Annotated in this window: 21 protein-coding genes and 4 tRNA genes; 15 read left to right on the top strand and 10 right to left on the bottom strand. The window is 71.8% G+C overall.

Annotated elements, in window-relative coordinates:
• Nucleotides 1-36 precede the first annotated feature (36 nt).
• The 4 genes from upp (at nucleotide 37) to ACWHYA_RS06835 (ending at nucleotide 3,250) form a co-directional block, all read left to right on the top strand.
• Complete coding sequence (upp, locus tag ACWHYA_RS06850) at nucleotides 37-675, top strand: uracil phosphoribosyltransferase (protein ID WP_425942018.1); 639 nt, start codon at nucleotides 37-39, stop codon at nucleotides 673-675.
• A 12-nt stretch (nucleotides 676-687) separates the two neighbouring features.
• Nucleotides 688-1,869 carry an aminotransferase class I/II-fold pyridoxal phosphate-dependent enzyme gene (locus ACWHYA_RS06845; RefSeq protein WP_425942020.1) on the top strand — a complete coding sequence of 394 codons (1,182 nt, stop codon included), beginning with the start codon at nucleotides 688-690 and terminating at the stop codon, nucleotides 1,867-1,869.
• Between the two features lie 234 nt (nucleotides 1,870-2,103).
• Complete coding sequence (locus tag ACWHYA_RS06840) at nucleotides 2,104-2,274, top strand: hypothetical protein (protein ID WP_425942022.1); 171 nt, start codon at nucleotides 2,104-2,106, stop codon at nucleotides 2,272-2,274.
• A gap of 10 nt (nucleotides 2,275-2,284) precedes the next feature.
• Nucleotides 2,285-3,250: a PH domain-containing protein gene (locus ACWHYA_RS06835; RefSeq protein WP_425942024.1), complete on the top strand. Its 966-nt coding sequence runs from the start codon at nucleotides 2,285-2,287 to the stop codon at nucleotides 3,248-3,250.
• 142 nt (nucleotides 3,251-3,392) lie between these two features.
• Here ACWHYA_RS06835 and ACWHYA_RS06830 read toward each other — a convergent pair whose 3' ends face one another.
• Complete coding sequence (locus tag ACWHYA_RS06830; protein ID WP_425942026.1) at nucleotides 3,393-4,022, bottom strand: hypothetical protein; 630 nt, start codon at nucleotides 4,020-4,022, stop codon at nucleotides 3,393-3,395.
• A gap of 141 nt (nucleotides 4,023-4,163) precedes the next feature.
• Between ACWHYA_RS06830 and def the strand changes: the two genes are divergently transcribed.
• Nucleotides 4,164-4,733 (top strand): peptide deformylase, encoded by a 570-nt coding sequence (gene def / locus ACWHYA_RS06825; protein WP_425942028.1) that lies wholly within the window; start codon nucleotides 4,164-4,166, stop codon nucleotides 4,731-4,733.
• 327 nt (nucleotides 4,734-5,060) lie between these two features.
• Here def and ACWHYA_RS06820 read toward each other — a convergent pair whose 3' ends face one another.
• The gene (locus ACWHYA_RS06820) at nucleotides 5,061-6,476 is read right to left on the bottom strand and encodes a sugar porter family MFS transporter (protein ID WP_425942030.1); all 1,416 of its coding nucleotides are present in this window, start codon (nucleotides 6,474-6,476) and stop codon (nucleotides 5,061-5,063) included.
• A gap of 221 nt (nucleotides 6,477-6,697) precedes the next feature.
• On the opposite strand from ACWHYA_RS06820, the gene ACWHYA_RS06815 reads away from it, so the two are divergent.
• Complete coding sequence (locus ACWHYA_RS06815) at nucleotides 6,698-7,660, top strand: 2-hydroxyacid dehydrogenase (protein ID WP_425942032.1); 963 nt, start codon at nucleotides 6,698-6,700, stop codon at nucleotides 7,658-7,660.
• Between the two features lie 96 nt (nucleotides 7,661-7,756).
• On the opposite strand, the gene ACWHYA_RS06810 is transcribed toward ACWHYA_RS06815, so the two are convergent.
• Together ACWHYA_RS06810 and ACWHYA_RS06805 are read right to left on the bottom strand one after the other, a co-directional pair.
• Nucleotides 7,757-7,829 (bottom strand) — tRNA-Arg (locus tag ACWHYA_RS06810).
• A 15-nt stretch (nucleotides 7,830-7,844) separates the two neighbouring features.
• On the bottom strand, nucleotides 7,845-9,155 hold the full coding sequence (locus ACWHYA_RS06805; RefSeq protein WP_425942034.1) for a cation:proton antiporter: 1,311 nt from the start codon (nucleotides 9,153-9,155) through the stop codon (nucleotides 7,845-7,847).
• A 186-nt stretch (nucleotides 9,156-9,341) separates the two neighbouring features.
• Between ACWHYA_RS06805 and ACWHYA_RS06800 the strand changes: the two genes are divergently transcribed.
• Nucleotides 9,342-11,165: a phosphoenolpyruvate carboxykinase (GTP) gene (locus tag ACWHYA_RS06800; protein WP_425942036.1), complete on the top strand. Its 1,824-nt coding sequence runs from the start codon at nucleotides 9,342-9,344 to the stop codon at nucleotides 11,163-11,165.
• Nucleotides 11,165-11,500: a hypothetical protein gene (locus tag ACWHYA_RS06795; RefSeq protein WP_425942038.1), complete on the top strand. Its 336-nt coding sequence runs from the start codon at nucleotides 11,165-11,167 to the stop codon at nucleotides 11,498-11,500. Before ACWHYA_RS06800 ends, ACWHYA_RS06795 begins: the two co-directional genes overlap by 1 nt.
• A 107-nt stretch (nucleotides 11,501-11,607) precedes the next feature.
• Here the strand turns inward: ACWHYA_RS06795 and ACWHYA_RS06790 are convergent.
• Nucleotides 11,608-11,699 (bottom strand) — tRNA-Ser (locus tag ACWHYA_RS06790).
• 130 nt (nucleotides 11,700-11,829) lie between these two features.
• On the opposite strand from ACWHYA_RS06790, the gene ACWHYA_RS06785 reads away from it, so the two are divergent.
• Nucleotides 11,830-13,467, top strand: a complete 1,638-nt coding sequence (locus ACWHYA_RS06785; RefSeq protein WP_425942040.1) for an LCP family protein — start codon at nucleotides 11,830-11,832, stop codon at nucleotides 13,465-13,467.
• Between the two features lie 87 nt (nucleotides 13,468-13,554).
• Here the strand turns inward: ACWHYA_RS06785 and ACWHYA_RS06780 are convergent, their stop codons facing one another.
• The gene (locus ACWHYA_RS06780) at nucleotides 13,555-13,758 is read right to left on the bottom strand and encodes a cold-shock protein (protein WP_425942042.1); all 204 of its coding nucleotides are present in this window, start codon (nucleotides 13,756-13,758) and stop codon (nucleotides 13,555-13,557) included.
• A 281-nt stretch (nucleotides 13,759-14,039) separates the two neighbouring features.
• On the opposite strand from ACWHYA_RS06780, the gene ACWHYA_RS06775 reads away from it, so the two are divergent.
• Together ACWHYA_RS06775 and ACWHYA_RS06770 are read left to right on the top strand one after the other, a co-directional pair.
• Nucleotides 14,040-14,125, top strand: a tRNA-Ser gene (locus ACWHYA_RS06775).
• 140 nt (nucleotides 14,126-14,265) lie between these two features.
• Nucleotides 14,266-14,610: a YtxH domain-containing protein gene (locus tag ACWHYA_RS06770; RefSeq protein WP_425942044.1), complete on the top strand. Its 345-nt coding sequence runs from the start codon at nucleotides 14,266-14,268 to the stop codon at nucleotides 14,608-14,610.
• A 124-nt stretch (nucleotides 14,611-14,734) separates the two neighbouring features.
• On the opposite strand, the gene epsC is transcribed toward ACWHYA_RS06770, so the two are convergent.
• Nucleotides 14,735-15,349 carry a serine O-acetyltransferase EpsC gene (gene epsC / locus ACWHYA_RS06765; RefSeq protein WP_425942046.1) on the bottom strand — a complete coding sequence of 205 codons (615 nt, stop codon included), beginning with the start codon at nucleotides 15,347-15,349 and terminating at the stop codon, nucleotides 14,735-14,737.
• On the bottom strand, nucleotides 15,349-16,284 hold the full coding sequence (gene cysK, locus ACWHYA_RS06760; protein ID WP_425942048.1) for a cysteine synthase A: 936 nt from the start codon (nucleotides 16,282-16,284) through the stop codon (nucleotides 15,349-15,351). Before cysK ends, epsC begins: the two co-directional genes overlap by 1 nt.
• A 128-nt stretch (nucleotides 16,285-16,412) precedes the next feature.
• On the opposite strand from cysK, the gene ACWHYA_RS06755 reads away from it, so the two are divergent.
• Nucleotides 16,413-18,998 carry a heterodisulfide reductase-related iron-sulfur binding cluster gene (locus tag ACWHYA_RS06755; RefSeq protein ID WP_425942050.1) on the top strand — a complete coding sequence of 862 codons (2,586 nt, stop codon included), beginning with the start codon at nucleotides 16,413-16,415 and terminating at the stop codon, nucleotides 18,996-18,998.
• On the opposite strand, the gene ACWHYA_RS06750 is transcribed toward ACWHYA_RS06755, so the two are convergent.
• On the bottom strand, nucleotides 18,986-19,633 hold the full coding sequence (locus ACWHYA_RS06750) for a hypothetical protein (protein WP_425942052.1): 648 nt from the start codon (nucleotides 19,631-19,633) through the stop codon (nucleotides 18,986-18,988). The genes ACWHYA_RS06755 and ACWHYA_RS06750 overlap by 13 nt on opposite strands.
• A 4-nt stretch (nucleotides 19,634-19,637) precedes the next feature.
• Entirely contained in the window at nucleotides 19,638-20,219 is a 582-nt protein-coding gene (gene dcd / locus ACWHYA_RS06745) for a dCTP deaminase (RefSeq protein ID WP_425942054.1), read from the bottom strand.
• Between the two features lie 101 nt (nucleotides 20,220-20,320).
• Between dcd and ACWHYA_RS06740 the strand changes: the two genes are divergently transcribed.
• The 3 genes from ACWHYA_RS06740 (at nucleotide 20,321) to ACWHYA_RS06730 (ending at nucleotide 21,546) form a co-directional block, all read left to right on the top strand.
• Nucleotides 20,321-20,394, top strand: a tRNA-Gly gene (locus ACWHYA_RS06740).
• 231 nt (nucleotides 20,395-20,625) lie between these two features.
• Nucleotides 20,626-21,087: a VOC family protein gene (locus ACWHYA_RS06735; protein WP_425942056.1), complete on the top strand. Its 462-nt coding sequence runs from the start codon at nucleotides 20,626-20,628 to the stop codon at nucleotides 21,085-21,087.
• Between the two features lie 96 nt (nucleotides 21,088-21,183).
• Complete coding sequence (locus ACWHYA_RS06730) at nucleotides 21,184-21,546, top strand: VOC family protein (protein WP_425942057.1); 363 nt, start codon at nucleotides 21,184-21,186, stop codon at nucleotides 21,544-21,546.
• Nucleotides 21,547-21,585 lie beyond the last annotated feature (39 nt).

Genomic DNA, 21,585 nt, shown 5'->3' with positions numbered 1-21,585 from the left:
TGCCGCCGCGATCCGCCACGACCTAGAGTCTTGCCTATGCGCGTGCACGTTGCCGACCACCCCCTCATCGCCCACAAGCTCACGTACCTGCGTGACCGGCGGACCGACACCCCGACCTTCCGCCGGCTGACCGACGAGCTGGTGACGCTGCTCGCCTACGAGGCCACCCGGGACGTGCGGGTCGCCCCGTTCGACATCGAGACGCCGGTGGCGCCCACCAAGGGCATCCACCTGGCCTCGCCCAAGCCCCTCGTCGTGCCCATCCTGCGCGCCGGCCTGGGCATGCTCGACGGCATGATGCGGATGCTGCCGACCGCCGAGGTCGGGTTCCTGGGCATGGTGCGCAACGAGGAGACGCTGGAGGCGCACACCTACGCCAACCGGTTGCCCGAGGACCTGGACCGGCGGCAGTGCTACCTGCTCGACCCCATGCTGGCCACGGGCGGGACCCTCGCCGCCGCCGTCCGCTTCCTCGTCGACCGCGGCGCCGACGACATCACCGCGATCACCCTGCTCAGCGCCCCGGAGGGCATCGAGCGCCTGCAGTCCGAGCTGTCCGACGTCGAGTGCCCGATCACCATCGTCACCGGCGCCATCGACGAGCGGCTCAACGAGCACGGCTACATCGTCCCCGGCCTGGGGGACGCGGGCGACCGGCTCTACGGCGTGGTCTGAGGAGCACCGGGTATGGCGTCGCGCCCCGCGCGGGTCTCGCGGCGGTCCGCGGTCGAGCCCTTCCACGTCATGGAGGTGCTCAAGGCCGCGGCCGAGCGGCAGCGCACCCACGGTGACGTCCTCATGCTCTGCGCCGGCCAGCCCTCGACGCCCGCGCCGGCGCCCGCCGTCGAGGCGGCGGTCCGGGCGGCCACCTCCCAGGTGCTGGGGTACACCGAGTCGACCGGCATCCTCCCCCTGCGGCAGGCGGTCGCCGAGCACCACCGGGAGCTCAGCGGCATCGACGTCGACCCGGACGAGGTGCTCGTCTTCCCCGGGTCCTCGGGAGCGTTCACCGCCCTCTTCCTCGCCGCGTTCGACGTCGGCGACACGGTCGTGATGGCCCGGCCGGGATATCCCGCCTACCGCAACACCCTGCAGGCGCTCGGCGTGCGGGTGCACGAGCTGGACTGCGGGCCGCACACGCGCTACCAGCCGACGGTGGCGATGATGGAGGAGCTGGCCGCGGCGTCCGGGCCGCCCGCCGGGCTGATCGTCGCGTCCCCGGCGAACCCGACCGGGACCGTGATCGACGCCGACGAGCTGGCCGGCCTGGCCCGCTGGTGCGAGGAGCACGGGACGCTGCTGGTCAGCGACGAGATCTACCACGGGCTGAGCTACGGCCGGGCGACCGCGAGCGCGTGGGAGACCTCCCGCGAGGCGGTCGTGGTGGGTTCGGTGAGCAAGTACTTCTCGATGACCGGCTGGCGGGTGGGCTGGCTGCTCGCCCCGGCCTCGTTGCGCCGCCCGCTCGAGGTCCTCACCGGCAACCTCAACATCTGCCCGCCCGGCATCAGCCAGTACGCCGCCCTCGGCGCGTTCACGCCGCAGGCGCGGGCCGAGCTGGAGGGCCACCGGGAGCGGTATGCCGTCACCCGCGAGGTGCTCGTCCGCCGCCTTCCCGAGGTCGGGCTGCGCACGGACGCCCCGCCGGACGGCGCGTTCTACGCCTGGTGCGACGTCGGCCACCTCACCGACGACTCGGTGGCCTGGTGCCAGGCCCTGCTCGCCGACTGCGGCGTGGCGATCACCCCCGGCGTGGACTTCGACACCGTCGAGGGCCACCGGATGGTGCGGCTGAGTTTCGCCGGGTCGACGGCCGAGGTCGAGGAGGCCCTGGACCGGATGGTGGCCTCGCCGCTGCTGCGGGGCTGAACCAGGCCGGCTGAGCGGCACGCAGGCTCCACCGACGGGGGCGCGGCCAGGTGGGACCGGGCCGGCGGGCGGTGGCGGCCGGCTGCGACGGAGGTGCGACACACCCCGACCGGACGGAGCACGGCATACTCCGTCACTTCTGCCACACTGGCACCAGACCTGTGGGCAGGCGCCGACCGGTGCCCGGCCCGCGACCCAGACCGACCCCGACCCCGACCCCCTGGAGGACGCCCGATGCCAGCCACGGTGAAGAAGGTCCTGCACTGGCTGCTGTGGGGGTTCATCATCTACGCGGTCGTCACCAACCCCGACCGCGCCGCCGACATCGTCCGCGCCATCTGGGACATCATCAGCCAGGGCGTGCTCAACATCGGGCGCTTCTTCGGCAACATCGTCGACGGGTAGCACAGGCGCCATGGCCGTGGCCGCGACCACCGACGACGGGATCCGCCTCAGCCGGCGCATCCTGCAGCGCTACCTGCTCGACGACGAGCGGCCGGTCGTGGCCACCCGCCAGCACTGGGCCTACCTCTTCGAGCCGGTCGCCACCGCGCTCGTCTCCCTGGTGGCCGTCGCCGCGGTGTCGCCCGCGGTCGAGGAGACGGTCGGCGAGCTCGTCGCGGTGCTGTGGTGGGTCTGGTTCGCGGTGCTGGGGCGGGCGGTGTGGCGGTTCGCCGAGTGGCGCAACGAGTGGTTCGTGGCGACCGACAAGCGGCTGATCATGACCTACGGGCTGCTGACGCACAAGGTCGCGATGATGCCGCTGCGCAAGGTCACCGACATGAACTACGGCCGCAGCCTGCTCGGTCGGATGCTCGGCTACGGCACCTTCGTGCTGGAGTCCGCCGGGCAGGAGCAGGCGATGCGGGAGATCAACTGGCTGCCGGACCCGGACGACAAGTACCGCCGCATCTGCTCCACGATCTTCGGCACCGCCGGGTGGGACCCCGACGAGGACGCGGGCCCCGGGCCCGACGAGGACCGGGAGGACCAGGGGTATGACGTCGCCCGCGCCGGGGCGTGGGACGAGCCGGCCGTGCAGGACCCGTTCGAGACGGACCTGTCGGACGACCCGGGAATGGCGGACCGGTTCGACGCGGACGTGATCGTCGCCCGGCGGGGGACGCCCGCCGGGCGGGTGCGGCGGCAGGACCGGCGCGAGGAGGCAGCTGACGCGCGGGACCGGGAGGGTGGGAGCCGGTGGGAGGCGGTGGACCGCGGCGAGCTGCCGGCCGACTGGGACTGGGTGGACGAGCCGCGCACGCGACGCCGGGTGGCGGTCGACCCCGACCCGACGCCCAGCCGGTCCCCCGAGGGCCAGGAGCCCCGGGACCGGCGTGGCCAACGGGCTGGACGCGACCGACGGGACCGGCGTCCGTAGGCACGTGGCACGCGGCGCCCGCGCGGCGGCATACCCCGGGTCGGTGGCGCGTGGACCGGGCCGCTTGACGGCGGCATACCGCGGGTCCGTGGCGCGTGGACCGGGCCGCTTGACGGCGGCATACCCCGGGTCCGTGGCAGGCTCAGCCGGCCGCGTCCTCGCGGACGTCGAGCACCCAGCGTTCCCCCTCGGGCCGGAACCCGATGCGCCCGTAGTAGGGGTTGGCCATGCCGGCCGGGGACAGCACCCGCTCGAAGCCTCGCCGGGCGAACAGCCCGGACTCGCGGTACACGAACTCACCGGGGGTGAAGTCCCGGTAGCCGGGGCTGACCCAGTCGAGCACCACCTGGGCGACCCCGTCGCCGGCGTCCCGGACGAGGACGACCCCGACGGTCTCGTCCCCCTTGAGCACGAGGTAGGCGCTGTGGTCCCCGTGCGGATCGTGCGTGAAGCCGGGGTTGTAGCGGGCGATGTCCTCACGGTGGACGTGCAGGACGTGGGCCAGGTAGCGGTCGTCCGGCTCCACCTCCAGCACCGTGTAGGCCTGCGCGTCGTGCCGCGAGCGCAGCATCCGCCACAGGTAGACGACGTTGATGAGCGACAGCACGACGTTGAGGCCGACCATCGGCCACACCTCGATGATCGCGTTGTAGCCCAGCAGGATCAGCGAACCGGCCAGGTTGATGATCCGCAGCCGCAGCAGCCGGGTCTGCAGCAGGGAGATCACCAGGACCGCCGAGCCCGTCCAGCCCACCACCTCAATCCAGTTCATGGGCGAAGCGTAGGCGCTGGGGCGGCCCAGCGGCCCAGCGGCGTCGACGCGTGCGGTTGGCGCGGGCGCTGCGCGGGCCTGCCGGCCCAGCGGCGTCGACGCGTGCGGCTGCATCCTCCGGACGATCCTAGAATCGTCCCCATGGCAGTCCGTCCCATCACCGTCATCGGGCACAAGGCCCTCCACGCTCCGACCAAGAAGGTCAAGGAGGTCACCGACGAGATCCGTACCCTCGTCGCCGACATGTTCGAGACGATGGAGGCCGCCGACGGCGTCGGTTTGGCGGCCAACCAGGTGGGCTCGCGGCTGCGCATCTTCGTCTACGACTGCCCCGTGCCCGACGGTCCGAACGCGCGCGGGGTCGTGGTCAACCCGGTCCTGGAGAAGATGGGCACCCCGCCGCCGCTGCACTCCGAGGAGGACGGCGAGGGCTGCCTGTCCGTCCCGGGCGAGTGGTTCCCGCTGGCCCGCCACCCCCGCGCGCGGGTCACCGGCACGGACCTGGAGGGCGGCGAGGTCGTCGTCGAGGGCGAGGGGCTGCTCGCGCGGTGCCTGCAGCACGAGACCGACCACCTGGACGGCTACCTCTACGTGGACCGGCTGACCGGCCCCGTCAAGACCGAGGCCCGCGAGGCGATCAAGGACCGGGGCTGGGCCGCCGACGGCGTGCTCAAGTGGGACCCGTCCACGCAGTCCTCCGACGAGGTCTGAGGGTCAGGCCGCCGGCGGCCGGAGCTTGGCCTGCCAGGCCCAGGCGTGAGGTAGGCCTGGGCGTGCGGCCAGACCGAGGTGTGCGGCCAGACCGAGGCGGCTGCTGGACCGAGGCGTGCGGTGCTCGGCCCTGTCGACGGTGCCTGGGCCGGGCGAGCGAACGAGTGCACGGGTTGTTCAGCCGAAATCCGTGATCCGGCAGCACAACCCGTGCCCTCGTTCGGTCGGACCGGCCCTCGTTCGGCCTGACCGGCCCGCGTCCCGTCTGACCCGACCGCGTCTGGCCCGACCGGCCCCCGTCGTGCGCACGACGCGGGCCCGCGGCGGTCAGTCCATGTCCTCCAGCTCCTTGCCCTTGGTCTCCGGCACCCACTTCAGGACGAAGAAGAAGGACAGGACGGCGCAAAGGGTGTAGAAGCCGTAGGCGAAGCCCAGACCCAGGTCGGCCATGACCGGGAAGCTGGTCGAGATGGCGAAGTTGGCCAGCCACTGGGCGGCGGCGGCGATGCCCAGGGCGGTGGCGCGGATGCGGTTGTTGAACATCTCGCCCAGGAGCACCCACACGCCCGGGCCCCAGGACATCCCGAAGAAGACGACGAAGGCGTTGGCGGCGATGAGGGCGATGAGGCCCTGGGTGTCGCCCAGGACCGGCTCCAGCTCGCCGGCCTCGTTGGCGACCTGGTTGGCGGTGGCGAAGATCCAGGCCATCAGCCCGAGCGAGACGAACATGCCCGCCGAGCCGATGAGCAGCAGCACCCGCCGGCCGATCTTGTCGATCAGCGAGATCGCCACGAGGGTGACGACGATGTTGGTCACCGAGGTGATGACCGTCTGGGTGAGGGCGTCCTCCTCGGTGAAGCCGACCGCCTGCCACAGGGTCGAGGAGTAGTAGAAGATCACGTTGATGCCGACGAACTGCTGGAAGACCGACAGCGCGATCCCGATCCAGACGATCGGCAGCACCTTGCCCGCGTCGGTCGTCAGGTCCGACAGGGAGGCCCGCGCCTCCTGGCGCACGGTCCGCTTGATCTCGGCGATCCGCTCGGGGATGCCCTTGAGCATCACCCGGCCGAGCACCTCCTTGGCCTCGTCCATCCGGCCCCGGGCCACGAGGTAGCGCGGCGACTCCGGGATGGTCAGCGCGAGCACGCCGTAGGAGACGGCCGGGATGACCTCGGCCAGGAACATCCAGCGCCAGGCGGTGCTGCCCCACAGCGGCTCGCCGGACCCGCCGGCCACCGTCGCGAGGAAGTAGTCGGACAGCAGGGCCAGGAAGATGCCGGTGACGATCGCCAGCTGCTGCAGGGAGCCGAGACGCCCGCGGATCGAGGCCGGGGAGATCTCGGCGATGTAGGCCGGTGCGATCACCGAGGCCGCACCCACGCCGACGCCGCCCAGGACTCGCCAGAAGATCATGTCCCAGGCGCCGAACGCCAGGCCCGACCCGATCGCCGAGGCGGTGAACAGCGCGGACGCCATCACCATCACCCGGATACGGCCGATCCGCTCCGCCAGGCGGCCGGCCAGGTAGGCACCGAGCACGCAGCCCAGCAGCGCCGAGCTGACCACGAAGCCGGTGGTCGCCGACCCCATCTCGAAGTCCTCGCGCATCGCGTTCACCGCGCCGTTGATGACGGCGGTGTCGAAGCCGAAGAGGAAGCCGCCCAGCGCGGCGACCGAGGCGAGGTGGATCGCCTTGCTGAGCACGTAGTCCCGCTCGCCCTCACCCGTGGTGGTGGCCATGGCCCGTCCTTCCCGAGGAGTTCGTCGTCGCTCCTCCGGCGACGAGGTGCCCGCAAGTCTGCACCTGAAGGTGTGACCTGCGCCACCTGGCGCGCCGCCCCCGCCGGCGGACGGGGCCGGCAGACGGGGCCGGCGGCGGACGGTGCCTGCGGACGGGGCCGGCGGACTGCCGGCGACGAGGACGAGGACGAGGACGAGGACGGACGCCATACCCTGGGGCGATGGCGACGGTCGTGGTGACGGGCAGGCTCCCCGACGAGACGCTCGGAGCGCTGCGGGACGCGGGGCACGAGGTGCGCGCGTGGGAGCACGACGGACCGGTCCCCCGCGATCAGCTGCTCGCGCTGGTCGAGGGGGCCGACGCGCTCGTCACGCTCGTGACCGAGAGGGTCGACGCCGAGCTGCTGGACGCCGCAGGGCCGGGGGTACGGGTGGTGGCCAACGTCGCGGTGGGCTACGACAACGTGGACGTCCCGGTCTGCGCCGACCGGGGGGTCGTGGTGACGAACACCCCGGGCGTGCTGGAGGAGGCCACCGCAGACCTGGCGATGGCGCTGGTCCTCATGTCCACGCGCCGGCTGGGCGAGGCCGAGCGGCTCGTGCGGTCGGGGCAGGAGTGGCAGTGGGGTATGCAGCTTCTGCTCGGCCGGGGGCTGCAGGGCCGCACCCTCGGCATCGTCGGCCTGGGCGGCATCGGCCGGGCCACGGCACGCCGGGCCCGGGCGTTCGGGATGCACATCCTCTACACCGGGCGGCGGGACGCACCGTCGGACGTCGTCGAGGAGCTGGGTGCACGGCGGGTCGAGCTGGCCGAGCTGCTGGAGGCCGGTGACGTGGTCTCGATGCACCTGCCCTACAGCGCCGCCACCCACCACCTGGTCGGGGCGGACGAGCTCGCCCGGCTGGGCCCCACGTCATACCTCGTCAACACCGCCAGGGGGCCGGTCGTCGACGAGGAGGCGCTGGTGCACGCGTTGCAGGAGGGCACGATCGCCGGGGCGGGGCTGGACGTCTACGAGCACGAGCCGCGGGTCCACCCCGGGCTGCTGGAGCTGGAGAACGTCGTGCTGCTGCCGCACGTGGGGTCGGCCACCGTCGAGACGCGCACCGGGATGGCGCTGCTGGCCGCGCGCAACGTCGTGGCCGTGCTCGCCGGCGAGGACCCGGTCACGCCGGTCGGCTGACCCTTCGGTCGGCAGAACCCCGGTCCACCGACCCCCACGACCACGAAGGCCCCCTCCTGACGGAGAGGGCCTTCGCTCGACTGTCTCAACACAGCGCGCGCCCGAAGGGATTCGAACCCCTAACCTTCTGATCCGTAGTCAGATGCTCTATCCGTTGAGCTACGGGCGCCGGCGACGACCCACTTTAGCCCACGGGTGCGGAGGGGGCGAAATCGCCGCCGCGGCCCCGGTGGGGGCGCGCGTCGAGCCAGCGCATGACGGGGGTGGCGAGCAGTCCGTGCACCACGACGGACAGCGTGATGGTGAACGCCACCACCGACCACAGCTCCAGACCCTCGGCGACGTACTCGCTGCTGAGCGCGTAGGCCAGGTAGTAGATCGAGCCGATGCCGCGCACGCCGAACCAGGAGATGGCCGCCCGCTCGGGCAGGTCGACGCGGCGGCAGCCAAGGAGGGAGATCCAGCCGACGAGCGGGCGCACGACGAGGACCAGGAGCAGGCCCACGGCCGCACCGCCCCAGGTCAGCCCCGCCAGCAGCCCGGCCGACATGGCGGCCCCGACCATGAGCAGGAGCACGAGGGTGAGGATGGTCTCGGTCCGCTCGACGAACTCGTGCAGGGCGGTGTGCACGCCGTGGTCGCGCTCGGCGCCCCGCAGGACGAGGGCGGCGACGAAGACGGCCAGGAAGCCGTACCCCTGCACGATCTCGGTCAACCCGTAGACCGCGAAGGTGGCCGCGAGCGCGAAGAGCGGGGTGCCGACCTCGGCGACCCGCCGGCCGCGCAGCCGGCCCCGGAAGAGCAGCGCCCCGAGCAACCGGCCGGCCAGCCATCCCACCAGGCACCCGACGACGATCTTGCCGAGCAGGGTCCACAGGAGCCACTCCATACCCCACTCCTGCCAGGCTCCCCGCCCCATGAGGAAGAGTCCGAGGTAGACGAAGGGGAAGGCGAAGGCGTCGTTGAGACCGGCCTCGGAGGTGAGCGTGAAGCGCACCTCGTCCTCCTCGGTCAGCACGTCCGCGACGTCCCCCTCGGTGCGCCCGGTCCCCGGGGTCTGCGGTCCAGGCACCTGCACGTCGCTGGCCAGCACCGGGTCGGTCGGCGCGAGCACGGCACCGAGCAGGACCGCCGCCGGCACCGTCAGGCCCATCGACCACCAGCCCAGCAGGGCCACGGCGGCGATGCTCAGGGGCATCGCCAGGGCGATCATCCGCCACGTGGGCATCCACGTGCGCCAGTGCAGCGGCCGCTCGAGCGCCAGCCCGACGCCCATGAGCGAGATGATGACGGTCGCCTCGGCCAGGTGGGCGGTGGCCCGGGCGTCGAGGATCGGGCTGATCGGGTCCTCCCCCGGCACGACCAGCCCGGCGACCACGCCGAAGGTCAGGACGACCATCGGGGCCGAGAACGCGCGTCCCTCCACGATCGTGGGCAGCACGCTGGCGAGCAGGAGCCCCAGGCCCAGCAGCAGGTAGACGATCTCGGCGGACACCAGCGAAGCGTAGTGCCGGCGCGCACCCCTCCGGGGCGCTCGCGGCCCGGCACCGGTGTGACCGATCTCGCGGCCCCGGGGCGCGACCCCGGGCTGCGGGCCGGCGGGGTCACGATACGGTAAAGGTCAAGGCACTGACGCCTTGCAGGGACCAATGGCGCCGAGGCCAGGGAAGGGACTCATTTCATGCATCAGACGCAGACCGTCGGAGGCACCAGCCACGCCGAGCTCGACGCGTGGGTGAAGGAGGTGGCCGCCCACACCAGGCCCACCGAGGTCGTGTGGATCGACGGGTCCGACGAGGAGATCGAGCGGATCAACGCCGAGCTCGTGGAGGCGGGGACCTTCACGAAGCTGTCCGACGACACGCTGCCGAACAGCTACCACGCGTTGTCCGACCCGCAGGACGTGGCCCGGGTGGAGGACCAGACCTACATCTGCTCGGCGGAGGAGAAGGACGCGGGGCACACGAACAACTGGATGGACCCCCAGGAGATGAAGGACCTCCTGTGGCCGCTCTTCGAGGGGTCGATGCAGGGCCGCACGATGTACGTCATCCCCTTCGTCATGGGCCACCTCGACGCCGAGGACCCCAAGTACGGCGTGGAGGTCACCGACTCCGCCTACGTGGTCGCCTCGATGCGGATCATGGCGCGCATCGGCGCGAAGATCCTGGCGCAGATGGAGCAGACCCAGGCTCCCTTCGTCAAGGGTCTGCACTCCGTCGGCGCCCCCCTGGCCGAAGGCCAGGACGATGTTCCCTGGCCCTGCAACGAGACCAAGTACATCGTCCACTTCCCCGAGGAGCTGGCGATCTGGTCCTACGGCTCCGGCTACGGCGGCAACGCCCTGCTCGGCAAGAAGTGCTACGCCCTGCGCATCGCCTCGGTCATGGCCCGCGACGAGGGCTGGATGGCCGAGCACATGCTCATCCTCAAGCTGACCAACCCCGAGGGGAAGACCCACTACATCGCCGGCGCGTTCCCCTCGCAGTGCGGCAAGACCAACCTGGCGATGATCCAGCCCACGATGCCCGGCTGGAAGGCCGAGCTGGTCGGCGACGACATCTCCTGGATGCGCTTCGGCCCAGACGGACGCCTGTATGCCGTCAACCCAGAGTTCGGTCTGTTCGGGGTCGCCCCCGGCACCGGCGCCGACACCAACCCGGTGGCCATGGCCACGATCGAGAAGGGCAACTCGATATTCACCAACGTCGCCCGCACCCTGGACGGCGGCGTCTGGTGGGAGGGGATGACCGACGAGCCGCCGGCGGAGCTGATCGACTGGCACGGCGAACGCTGGACCCCGGACATGGACAAGGTGTCCTCGCACCCCAACAGCCGCTTCTGCACGCCGATCACCCAGTGCCCGACCATCGCCCCGGAGTACGACGAGCCCGACGGCGTGCCGATCTCGGCGATCATGTTCGGCGGACGGCGCAAGACCACCGTGCCCCTCGTCTCGGAGTCCCGGGACTGGCAGCACGGCACCTTCGTCGGCGCGACGCTGTCCTCGGAGACCACCGCCGCGGCGACCGGCGCGGTCGGCGTCGTGCGCCGCGACCCGATGGCGATGCTGCCGTTCATCGGCTACAACGCCGGTGACTACGTGGACCACTGGCTGGAGCTCGGCAAGCAGGCCGACGCCGAGAAGCTGCCGAAGATCTTCATGGTCAACTGGTTCCGCCGCGACGAGGACGGGTCCTTCCTGTGGCCCGGCTTCGGTGAGAACTCCCGCGTGCTGAAGTGGATGTTCGAGCGGCTCGAGGGGAACGTCGAGGCCCAGGAGAGCCCGATCGGCTACCTGCCCCACCCCGGCGACGTGGACACCGACGGCCTGGACGTGGACGAGGAGCAGGTCGCCAGGGCGCTGAACTTCGACGCCCAGGAGTGGCGTGAGGAGCTGCCGCTCATCCAGGAGTGGTTCGAGAAGTTCGGCGACGACCTCCCCTCGGCCATGGCGGACGAGCTCGCCACGCTCCAGGAGCGTCTCGCCGGAGCAGGTGCCTGATGGGCATCGTCCCGGGCACCGAGCCCGGCCCCTACGAGACGGAGCCGCTCCTGGCCGAGGAGCCCCTGCCCCCGGGCAAGGAGGAGCGCGTCGAGGCGGTCGACGACATCGAGCGGAGCGTGCGCGAGGGCGGCTCGAAGGAGGCCAAGCAGGCCGACGAGGCGGCCGACGCGGTCGAGGGCGAGGGCCAGCACGAGGACGGTGACGAGACGGTCGAGAAGGGCGAAGCCGCCGACGGCCCCGGCGACGGGGACGAGCCGGGCGACGCCGCCTCCGACGCGGACGCCGAGGCCGACCCCACCGACGACGGCGAGGGCGCGGACGAACCCGACTGAGCGTCATACCTGGGCGGTCCCGCCGGAGCGGACCGGAGCGGGTATGCCGAAGCCCCCGGACCCGAGGTCCGGGGGCTTCGGCGTCTGCGCGGTGCGCAGCGGACCGGCGGAGGCGGAGGGATTTGAACCCTCGATGGGGCTCTAAACCCCAAACCCGCTTAGCAGGCGGGCGCCATAGACCAGACTAGGCGACGCCTCCAGATCGCAGGTCAGCCTACTGCACCCCCCGTCCGGCCCCCAAACCACCGCGGGCGCTCCCAGCGGTTCACCAGCGGCGCCTGGTAGGACATGATGGTCCTCCACCTGGAACGAAAGGTTGCCCCGGCCCGATGAACGAGTCGCGCGACGCCGACCGCGTCAGCCGCGCGCGGTCCGGCGGAGAGCACGCTGCGCACGTGACCCGCGCGGAGCACCGACGACGTCGACCCCGGCAGGGACTGGGCCGGGCCCTGGGGCTGACCGCGCTGAGCGCCGTCGTGCCGGGCGCCGGCCTGCTGCCCACCCGCCGCCGGGGCATGGGCCTGGTGCTCGTCGCCCTCGCCGTCGCCGCACTCGTGGCGGTCGGCTGGTGGGTCTCCCGCGAGGGGCTGACCAGCACCGCCCTGCAGACCGCCGCCGACGGAGGACGTCTGCGGACGATCATCGGGATCCTCGTGGCCGGCACCCTGGTGTGGATCGGCTCGATCTCCCTCACCGCGCTGATGACCCAGCCGCGCCGCTCCTCGACCGGGCAGCGGGTGGCCCTGGCCTCCTTCACCGGGCTGCTGTGCCTGGTCGTCAGCGCGCCGGCGGTCATGGGGGTGCGCTACATCGACAGCCACCTGGACGCGATGGACAAGGTCTTCACCGACGGCACCGTCGGCGGCGGGGACGCGGACGACGGCGCCGTGGCGACCTCCTCGCTGCGCCCGGGCGAGGACCCGTGGGTCGACCTGCCCCGCGTCAACATGCTGCTGCTCGGCTCCGACGCCGCCGAGGCCCGCGAGGGCACCCGCACCGACACGATGATCGTGGCCAGCATCGACACCCGCACCGGGGACGCGGTGCTCTTCTCCGTCCCCCGCAACCTGCAGCAGGTTCCCTTCCCCCGCGACCACCCGCTGCACGAGGTCTACCCCGACGGCTACGACTGCGGCGACCAGTGCCTGATGAACGCCGTCTGGATGGAGGCGGAGAGGCACGCCGAGGAGGAGCCGGGGCTCTACGCCGGGGACCCGAACGTCGGCCTCACCGCTACGCGGCGCACGCTCGAGACGGTGCTGGGCGTGCCGATCCACCACACGGTGATCGTCAACCTCGAGGGCTTCGAGGACCTCATCGACGCGATGGGCGGGGTGACCATCACGGTCAAGGAGGAGATCCCGATCAACGGGCGGACCTTCACCGACGCCAACGGCAAGCTGCAGCTGGATCCCAACTCCCCGCAGCTGGAGTGGCTGCAGCCGGGCACCCAGCGGCTGAACGGGTTCCAGGCGCTGGGCTACTCCCGCTCGCGCGTCCTCTCCGACGACTTCGACCGGATGCGCCGGCAGCGGTGCATGGTGGCCGCGGTCATCGACCAGGCCAACCCGATGACGCTGCTGCAGCGCTACCCGGCCATCATCACCGCGGTCGGGGACAACGTCGTGACCGACATCCCCCGCCAGGACCTGGGCGCGTGGGCCGAGCTGACGCTGCTCGTGCAGGACGGGACGCTCAAGAGCCTGCCCTTCACGGCGCAGAACACCGACACCGCGGACCCGAACTACTCGAACATCCGCTACCGCGTCTGGGGCGCGCTGCACCCCGCTCCCGAGCCGGAGCCGACCGAGGAGCCGGCGCCGGCGGTGCCCACCGAGGACGTGGACGGTGCGACGCCGACCGGGGCCACCGAGGACGCGCCGACCACCTCGCCGGTGGACGACGGGTCGGCGACCACGACGGAGCCGGCCGACGAGCTGGAGGAGATCGGCACGGTCTGCGACTGAGTCGCGGGGTGAGTCGCGGTGCCGGGACGGGCGAAGGCCCCCGTCACCGCTGGTGACGAGGGCCTTCGGAAGCTCGGTGAGCTGGGATCAGATCGCGCGGACGGCGTCCGCCTGCGGACCCTTCGGGCTCTGGGTGACCTCGAACTCGACGCGCTGCGCCTCTTCGAGGGACTTGTACCCGTTGCTCTCAATGGCCGAGTAGTGGACGAACACGTCGGGGCCACCGCCATCCTGAGCGATGAAGCCGAAGCCCTTTTCGGAGTTGAACCACTTCACGGTTCCCTGTGCCATGGGATGTCTCTTTCTGCAGTACTGCCAGGTGCGACCCCCACCAGGTCGGCGGGGGACGGTGAGCGATGAACCCCCCAGCGACCCGGGCGACCCGGGGTCGTGCGCTCGCCGTCCTCCCACTGCCGCAGCGATGGGTGGGCCGGTGTCCTTCACAGCCAGAGAAATGCAACGTCAACCAGGGTCAACGGTAGCAGCACGGCGACCCCCGACGCGCATCCTCCACAGGGCTGCGGACGCGCGTGGAATGATGGTCACCTGCCGCCGGCCGAGCCGTCGGTGCAGGAGGGTTCGCATAGTGGCCGAGTGCAGGCGCCTTGAAAGCGCCCGAGGGAGACCTCCGTGGGTTCGAATCCCACACCCTCCGCCACCCTCGCCCGCCGACGCCGTGCGCGCCGGGCGACGTCCCACCACGGCCCTCGCCACGCGGGGGACGCGGTTCGGTGTGCCATCGCCGGGTACGCCTTGTAGGGTCGGGGTGAAAGACGTTGACCCATGGAAGGAGTCATCATGAACAAGCTGCTGCTGCTCGTCGGTGCCGGAGTCGGTTACGTGCTGGGGGCCCGCGCCGGTCGCGACCGCTACGACCAGATCGCCGACCAGGCCAACAAGCTGTGGACCGACCCCCGCGTCCAGACCAAGGTCGAGGAGGTCAAGGAGAAGGCCCCCGAGGTCGCCAACAAGTTCTCCGAGCAGGCCAAGTCCAAGGCCGGCGAGGTCAAGTCCAAGGTCGGTGGGCACGAGAGCACGACGTCCGACGGCACCTACTCCAACGCCACCGGGTCCTACGACCCGAACGCCGGCGTCGACGTGGACTCCACGTCGTTCGGCCCCGGCGGGGAGAAGCTGCCCTGACCGGCTGCTGACACCGACGAAGCGGCCCGCCCCGGATCACTCCGGGGCGGGCCGCTTCGTGCGTGGGTGGTGTGGCTCGAGGGTGACGGCCCGGCCGTCTCTCGTGCTCAGACCCTCTCGCGCCTCAGATCCAGAGGGCGGGCTCGTCGTACAGCGCGTGCTGGGGGTCGACGCTGCCGTCGGTGCGGCGGATCTTCGCCGGGATGCCGGTCGCGACCGCCATCGAGGGCACGTCCTTGGTGACCACGGCGTTGGCACCCACCTGGGCGCCGTGCCCCAGGACGATGTTCCCGAGGATCTTCGCTCCCGCGCCGACGGTCACCCCGTCGCCGACGGTGGGGTGGCGCTTGACCGACTCCATCGAGCGGCCGCCGAGGGTGACGCCGTGGTAGAGCATGACGTCGTCACCCACCTCGGCGGTCTCGCCCACGACGACGCCCATGCCGTGGTCGATGAAGAACCGGCGGCCGATCTGGGCCCCGGGGTGGATCTCCACCCCGGTCGCGGCGCGGGCCGCCTGGGACAGCAGCCGGGCCGGGAGCCTGGACCCCGAGGTCCACAGCGCGTGCGAGACCCGGTGGGTCCAGACCGCGTGCAGCCCGGGCGAGGCCAGCGCCATCTCCAGCCGGGAGTCGGTGGCCGGGTCGCGGGCGACCGCGGCGTCCAGGTCCTCCCGCACGTGCGTGGCCAGGTCGCCGGCCGCTCGGGCCAGCGCCCCGACGGTCGAGCGCAGGCTCATCAGTCGCGCAACCCGTCGAACAGCACGGTGGACAGGTAGCGCTCGCCGAAGGAGGGGATGATGACGACGATCGTCTTGCCGGCGCTCTCGGGACGCCGGGCGACCTCGAGGGCGCCCCACACGTTGGCGCCGGAGGAGATGCCGGCCAGGATGCCCTCCTGGGTCGCCAGGGCACGGGCGGTGGTCAGGGCGTCGTCGAGCTCGACGTCGACGACCTCGTCGTAAAGCTCGGTGTCGAGGATCTCGGGCACGAAGTTGGCGCCCAGGCCCTGGATCTTGTGCGGACCGGGCTGGCCGCCGGACAGGATCGGGCTCGCCGCCGGCTCCACGACGACCAGCTGCACGTCGGGCTTCTGCTCGCGCAGGTAGCGCCCCGCGCCGGTGATCGTCCCCCCGGTGCCCACGCCGGCGACGAACACGTCGACACCGCCGTCGGTGTCCTCCCAGATCTCCGGGCCGGTCGTCTCCTGGTGGACCTTGACGTTGGCCGGGTTGGCGAACTGGCGGGCCCGGACGGCTCCGCGCTCGGAGGCGATCTCCTCGGCCTTGGCCACGGCGCCCTTCATCCCCTCGGCGCCGGGGGTCAGCACCAGCTCGGCGCCGTAGGCGCGCAGCAGGGCGCGACGCTCCATCGACATGGTGTCCGGCATCGCCAGGACGACCTTGTAGCCGCGGGCGGCGCCGACCATGGCCAGGGCGATCCCGGTGTTGCCGGAGGTGCCCTCGACGATGGTGCCGCCGGGCTGCAGCTCGCCGCTCTCCACCGCGGCGTCGACGATGGAGGCGCCGATGCGGTCCTTGACCGAGGCGGCCGGGTTCTGCGACTCGAGCTTGGCGAGCACCTGGGCGCCGTCCGCGATGCCCTCGGTCAGCCGGTTGAGGCGGACGAGGGGGGTGCGGCCGATGACCTGGGTGACGTCGTCGTAGACGGGCACGGGAGGTGACCTTTCGTCGGGGGCAGGAAGACGTTCCAGCAGTTATACATCACGGAATGCCCCGTTATTCCATGGGTGGGCCCACGAGCCCCCGCCGGTCCGTCGGGGGTGACGGCTACCCTGCACCCATGGACGTCAGCACGCTGCAGGTCTTCGCCATCGTCGTCGCGGGCCTGGTCACGCTGGCCGCGGTCGCCCTCTTCGTCCGGACGGTCGCGGGCTTCGTGGCGAAGTTCCGGGTCGGCCAGCCCGAGCACCGCACGGACGAGCCCGGCACCCGCACGCTGACCCTCCTGCGCGAGGTGGTCGGGCACGGACGGATGGCCCGCAAACCGGGGGTCGCGGTGGCCCACTGGTTCGTCATGGTGAGCTTCGGTCTGCTGTTCCTCACCCTGCTGACCGCCTACGGGCAGCTCGTCGACCCCCACTTCGTCCTTCCCCTGATCGGACACTTCGCCCCCTACGAGTGGATCACCGAGCTCTTCGGCTGGGCCGCCGTCCTCGGCATCCTCGCGCTGATCGTCGTCCGTCAGGTCCGCCACCCCCGCCGCGAGGGCCGCCGCTCCCGGTTCTGGGGGTCCAGCTTCTGGCAGGCCTACGTGGTCGAGGCCGTCATCCTCGGCGTGGGCCTGTGCATCGTGGCCCTGCGGGGTATGGAGTACGCGCTCGGTCGCGCGACCGGTGAGTCCTGGGCGACGCTGGGGCACTTCCCGTTCACCGCCTGGGTCGGCGGGCTCTTCTCCGGCCTGTCGGTCGGCGCGCTGGAGACCGGCATCGTCCTGGTCGCCCTGCTGAAGATCCTCATCTCGATGGCCTGGATGATCATCATCGCGCTGACCCCGACGATGGGCGTGGCCTGGCACCGGTTCCTGGCCTTCTTCAACATCTGGTTCAAGCGGCACGCGGACGGCGCCACCAGCCTCGGCGCCCTGCAGCCGGTCGCGGTCGACGGCAAGCCGGTCGACTTCGAGGACATCGAGGAGCTCGACGAGGACGCCTCCCTGGGCGCCGGCAAGGTCGAGGACTTCACCTGGAAGGGTCTGCTCGACTTCTCCACCTGCACCGAGTGCGGCCGCTGCCAGGAGCAGTGCCCGGCCTGGCACACCGACAAGCCGCTCTCGCCCAAGATGCTCGTCGTCAACCTGCGCAACCACCACCACGCCAAGGCGCCGTGGCTCCTGGCCGACAGCGAGCACCGCGACGCGGCGATGGAGGCCTTCCAGGCGCTCGGCGACGGGGACCGCCCCGAGCAGCTGCACGGCATACCCACCACCGCGGTCGCCGAGGCCGCCCGGCCCCTCGTCGGGGAGACCGTCGGCGACCCGACCGTCCCCGACGGCGGCGCCGTGATCGACCCCGAGGTCCTGTGGTCGTGCACGACCTGCGGCGCCTGCGTGGAGCAGTGCCCGGTGGACATCGAGCACGTCGACGCGATCGTCGACATGCGGCGCTACCAGAACCTCATCGAGTCGGCCTTCCCCAACGAGCTCGGCGGCCTGTTCAAGAACCTGGAGAACAAGGGCAACCCGTGGGGGATGAACGCCCGGCTCCGGATGGACTGGGCCAAGGACCTGCCGTTCGACATCCCGATGGCCGGTGCCGACGTCGAGGACCTCTCCCAGGTCGACTACCTCTTCTGGGTCGGCTGCGCCGGCGCGTTCGAGGACCGTGCCAAGAAGACGACGCGGGCGGTGGCCGAGCTGCTGCACACGGCCGGCGTCTCCTTCGCCGTGCTGGGTGACGGGGAGACCTGCACCGGTGACCCCGCCCGGCGCGCCGGCAACGAGTTCCTCTTCCAGATGCTGGCGATGCAGAACGTCGAGGTGCTCAAGGAGGTCAACGCGACGAAGATCGTGGTGACCTGCGCCCACTGCTTCAACACCATCAAGAACGAGTACCCCCAGGTCGGCGGCCAGTTCGAGGTCGTCCACCACACCCAGCTGCTCAACAAGCTGGTGCGGGACCAGCGGCTGACCCCCGTCTCCCGGCCCGACCGGGCCGACACCAGCGGGGTGGCCTCCACCGCCGCGTCGGTGACCTACCACGACCCGTGCTACCTGGGCCGGCACAACCAGGTCTACGCCCCGCCGCGCGAGCTGCTCGGCGCGCTGCCCGGCGTGGAGCTGCGGGAGATGCCGCGGCACGCGGAGAAGTCCTTCTGCTGCGGCGCCGGCGGTGCGCGGATGTGGATGGAGGAGAAGCTCGGGACCCGGATCAACCTCAACCGCACCGAGGAGGCGCTGGCCACCGGCGCCGACCGGATCGCGATCGGCTGCCCGTTCTGCCGGGTCATGCTCTCCGACGGACTGACCCAGAAGCAGTCGGAGGGCGCCCGCGAGGAGGTCGAGGTCGTCGACGTGGCTCAGATGCTGCTCGCCGCCGTGCGCCGCGGGGAGGAGCCGGAGGTCGACGAGGCGCCGGAGGCCATCGCCGTCCAGGACGCCGACGTGTCGCCGGCCGGAACGACGCGGACGCGGGAGGCCGCGCCCGCCACTGCGGCACGGTCTGCGACGACGTCCGCGCCCGTCCCGGGCGCCGACGACCCGTCGGCCCCGGTGGCCGATCAGGCCCAGGCGGAGGGCGACGCCGTCCAGGAGGGCGTCGCCCCGCGCGAGGACGAGGCGGTCGACCGGACCGAGGGTCCGGAGTCGGCCGTCGACCAGCCCTCGGACGCTGCGCCCACCGCCGACACCGACGAGCCTCAGGGCCGGTAGCCGAACCCGGTCACCCGCACCGACTGGGGCCTCGTCGGCGCCCGCCCCCGGAACATCCACAGGTTGATCCGGGGCGCCACCCCTCCCCCTGCCGGAGGGACGGCGGCACCGGTCACGCTCCAGGAGTGCGTCTGGCCGCCGCCCGTCGAGGTCAGCCGCACCCGTCCCGGTGCCCAGTCGATCGTGTGCCGCCCCCGGCCGGAGCGGCCCGTCTCGAACCGGTGCTCATGTCCCGGGCCGCCCGGTTGAACGACGTGCAGCCCGTCGAGCTCTGCCCCCGGGTCGCCCCAGCGGCCCAGCTCGACGTCGATCTCCCGGTGGTGGTGCTCGGGCCGGTGGGACCAGGTGAACATCCCCAGCACGGAGGACGGGTCGAGCCCGGGCACGTCCACCTCGACGTCCCACGTGTAGGTGCCGTATCCGAAGGTGCCCAGCGCGACGATCTCGGCGCAGACCCAGCCCCGCCCGTCCGGGAGGACCTGCAGCCGGACCGCCCCACCCTCCGCGCGCACGGACCCCGCGGCGAACCGGTTGGGGCCCGGCCCGACCGGCTCGGCGGCCACCTTGACGGCCCAGGTCAGCCCGGCGAAGCGCACGGTAGGCACCACCGCCCCGTCGGAGGTGGTGCCGGCCACGGCCCTACGAGACGATCTGGGTGCGGTGGAAGTTGGCCCACGAGCGGCTGGCGGTCGGGCCGCGCTGCCCCTGGTAGTGGCTGCCGCGCACGTCCGAGCCGTAGGGGTGCTCCGCCGGCGAGCTGAGCTGGAAGAAGCAGAGCTGGCCGATCTTCATCCCCGGGTGCAGCACGATCGGCAGGGTCGCCACGTTGGACAGCTCCAGGGTCACGTGCCCGGTGAAGCCGGGGTCCACGAAGCCGGCCGTCGCGTGGGTGAGCAGCCCCAGCCGTCCCAGCGAGCTCTTGCCCTCGACCCGGGCGGCGACGTCGTCGGGGAGGCTGACCTCCTCGTAGGTCGACCCGAGCACGAACTCCCCGGGGTGCAGCACGAACGACTCGTCCGGCTCCACCTCGACCAGCCGGGTGAGGTCGGGCTGGTCCTGGGCGGGGTCGATGACCGGGTACTTGTGGTTGTCGAAGAGCCGGAAGAAGCGGTCCAGCCGCACGTCCACGCTGGAGGGCTGGACCATCACCGGGTCCCACGGGTCGAGCACGACCCTGCCGGCGTCGATCTGGGCGCGGATGTCGCGGTCGGAGAGCAGCACGGCAGCCACTGTAGTGGGCGCGTCCCCGGCCTGGTTTCGGGGCGACTGCGCAGGTGGGGTATGCTCTCTACCCGACCCGGGAGACCTCGGGTCGGATGCGCGCGGGCGTAGTTCAATGGTAGAACATCAGCTTCCCAAGCTGAATACGCGAGTTCGATTCTCGTCGCCCGCTCCACCCAGGAAGGCCCCGCCGGTCACCACCGTCGGGGCCTTTCTCGTCCCGGTCACCGGGGTGCCGAAGCCTTCGCGCCTGGGCGGGCATCCTGGGTTCCGCCCCTCGTCCGGGCACGGGGGGTTTCCGCCCCTCGTCCGGGCACGGGGGGTTCCGCCGGACCGGGTGCTGCGGCACAGTGGGTGTGCCGTGCCGGTGCGGCACGGCATACCCGGTCCAGGAAGGCGAGGCGCGATGAGCCGTCAGATCCAGGTCACCTTCGACGCGCACGACCCCCGGGCGCTGTCCGTCTTCTGGCGGGACGTGCTCGGCTACGTCCATCCGCCGCCGCCGGGCGTCGACCTGCCGGAGGGGGCCGACCCGCTGGCGGCCTGGGACGATTTCCTCGAGCAGGCCGGGGTGCCCCAGGAGCAGCGCAACAGCGCCTCCGCGCTGGAGGACCCGGACGGGTCGGGGCCGCGGCTGTACTTCCAGCAGGTGCCCGAGGACAAGGTCGCCAAGAACCGGCTCCACCTGGACGTACGCACCGCCTCCGACCTGCGGGGCGAGGAGAGGATGGCGGCGCTGGAGACCGAGTGCGAGCGCCTGCTGGCCCTCGGCGCCACCCGCCTGCAGCGGTTCGAACCCGACCCGCCGATGAGCGTCGGCTTCATCGTCATGGCCGATCCCGAGGGCAACGAGTTCTGCCTGGACTGACCGGACGAGGACCCTCCCCCACGGCCGGGATCGGTGCCACGATGAGGGTGAGCCGCCCCCGCCGCAGGAGGGGCGGCCCGTTCCAGAGGAGACACCATGGCTCACGGAGACATCACCCACATCGACATCCCGGTCTCGGACATGGACCGCGCCCAGGCCTTCTACAGCACCCTCTTCGGCTGGCATATCGCGGAGCTGCCCGGGTTCGAGGGCTACCCGATGTGGCAGGCGCCGAACGAGATCAGCGGCGGTGGCCTGACGCCCCGCAGCGAGGGCTTCACCCAGCCGCGGTCCTACGTCGAGGTGGACTCGATCGAGGAGACGCTGCGGGCGGTGCAGGACCAGGGCGGCCGCGTCGTGATGGACCGCAGTCCGATCAGCGAGACCAGCTGGTGGGCGATCTTCGAGGACCCGGACGGCAACACCGTCGGCCTGTACGAGGGGACGACGGACACCTGAGGCCTGGCCGCCCGGGCCGGCTGGCGGAACCGCGGATCT

The sequence above is a fragment of the Ornithinimicrobium carbonis genome (assembly GCF_977012275.1).
Note: the sequence above shows the minus strand (reverse complement) of the source record. Positions and strands in the feature narration are given on the sequence as shown.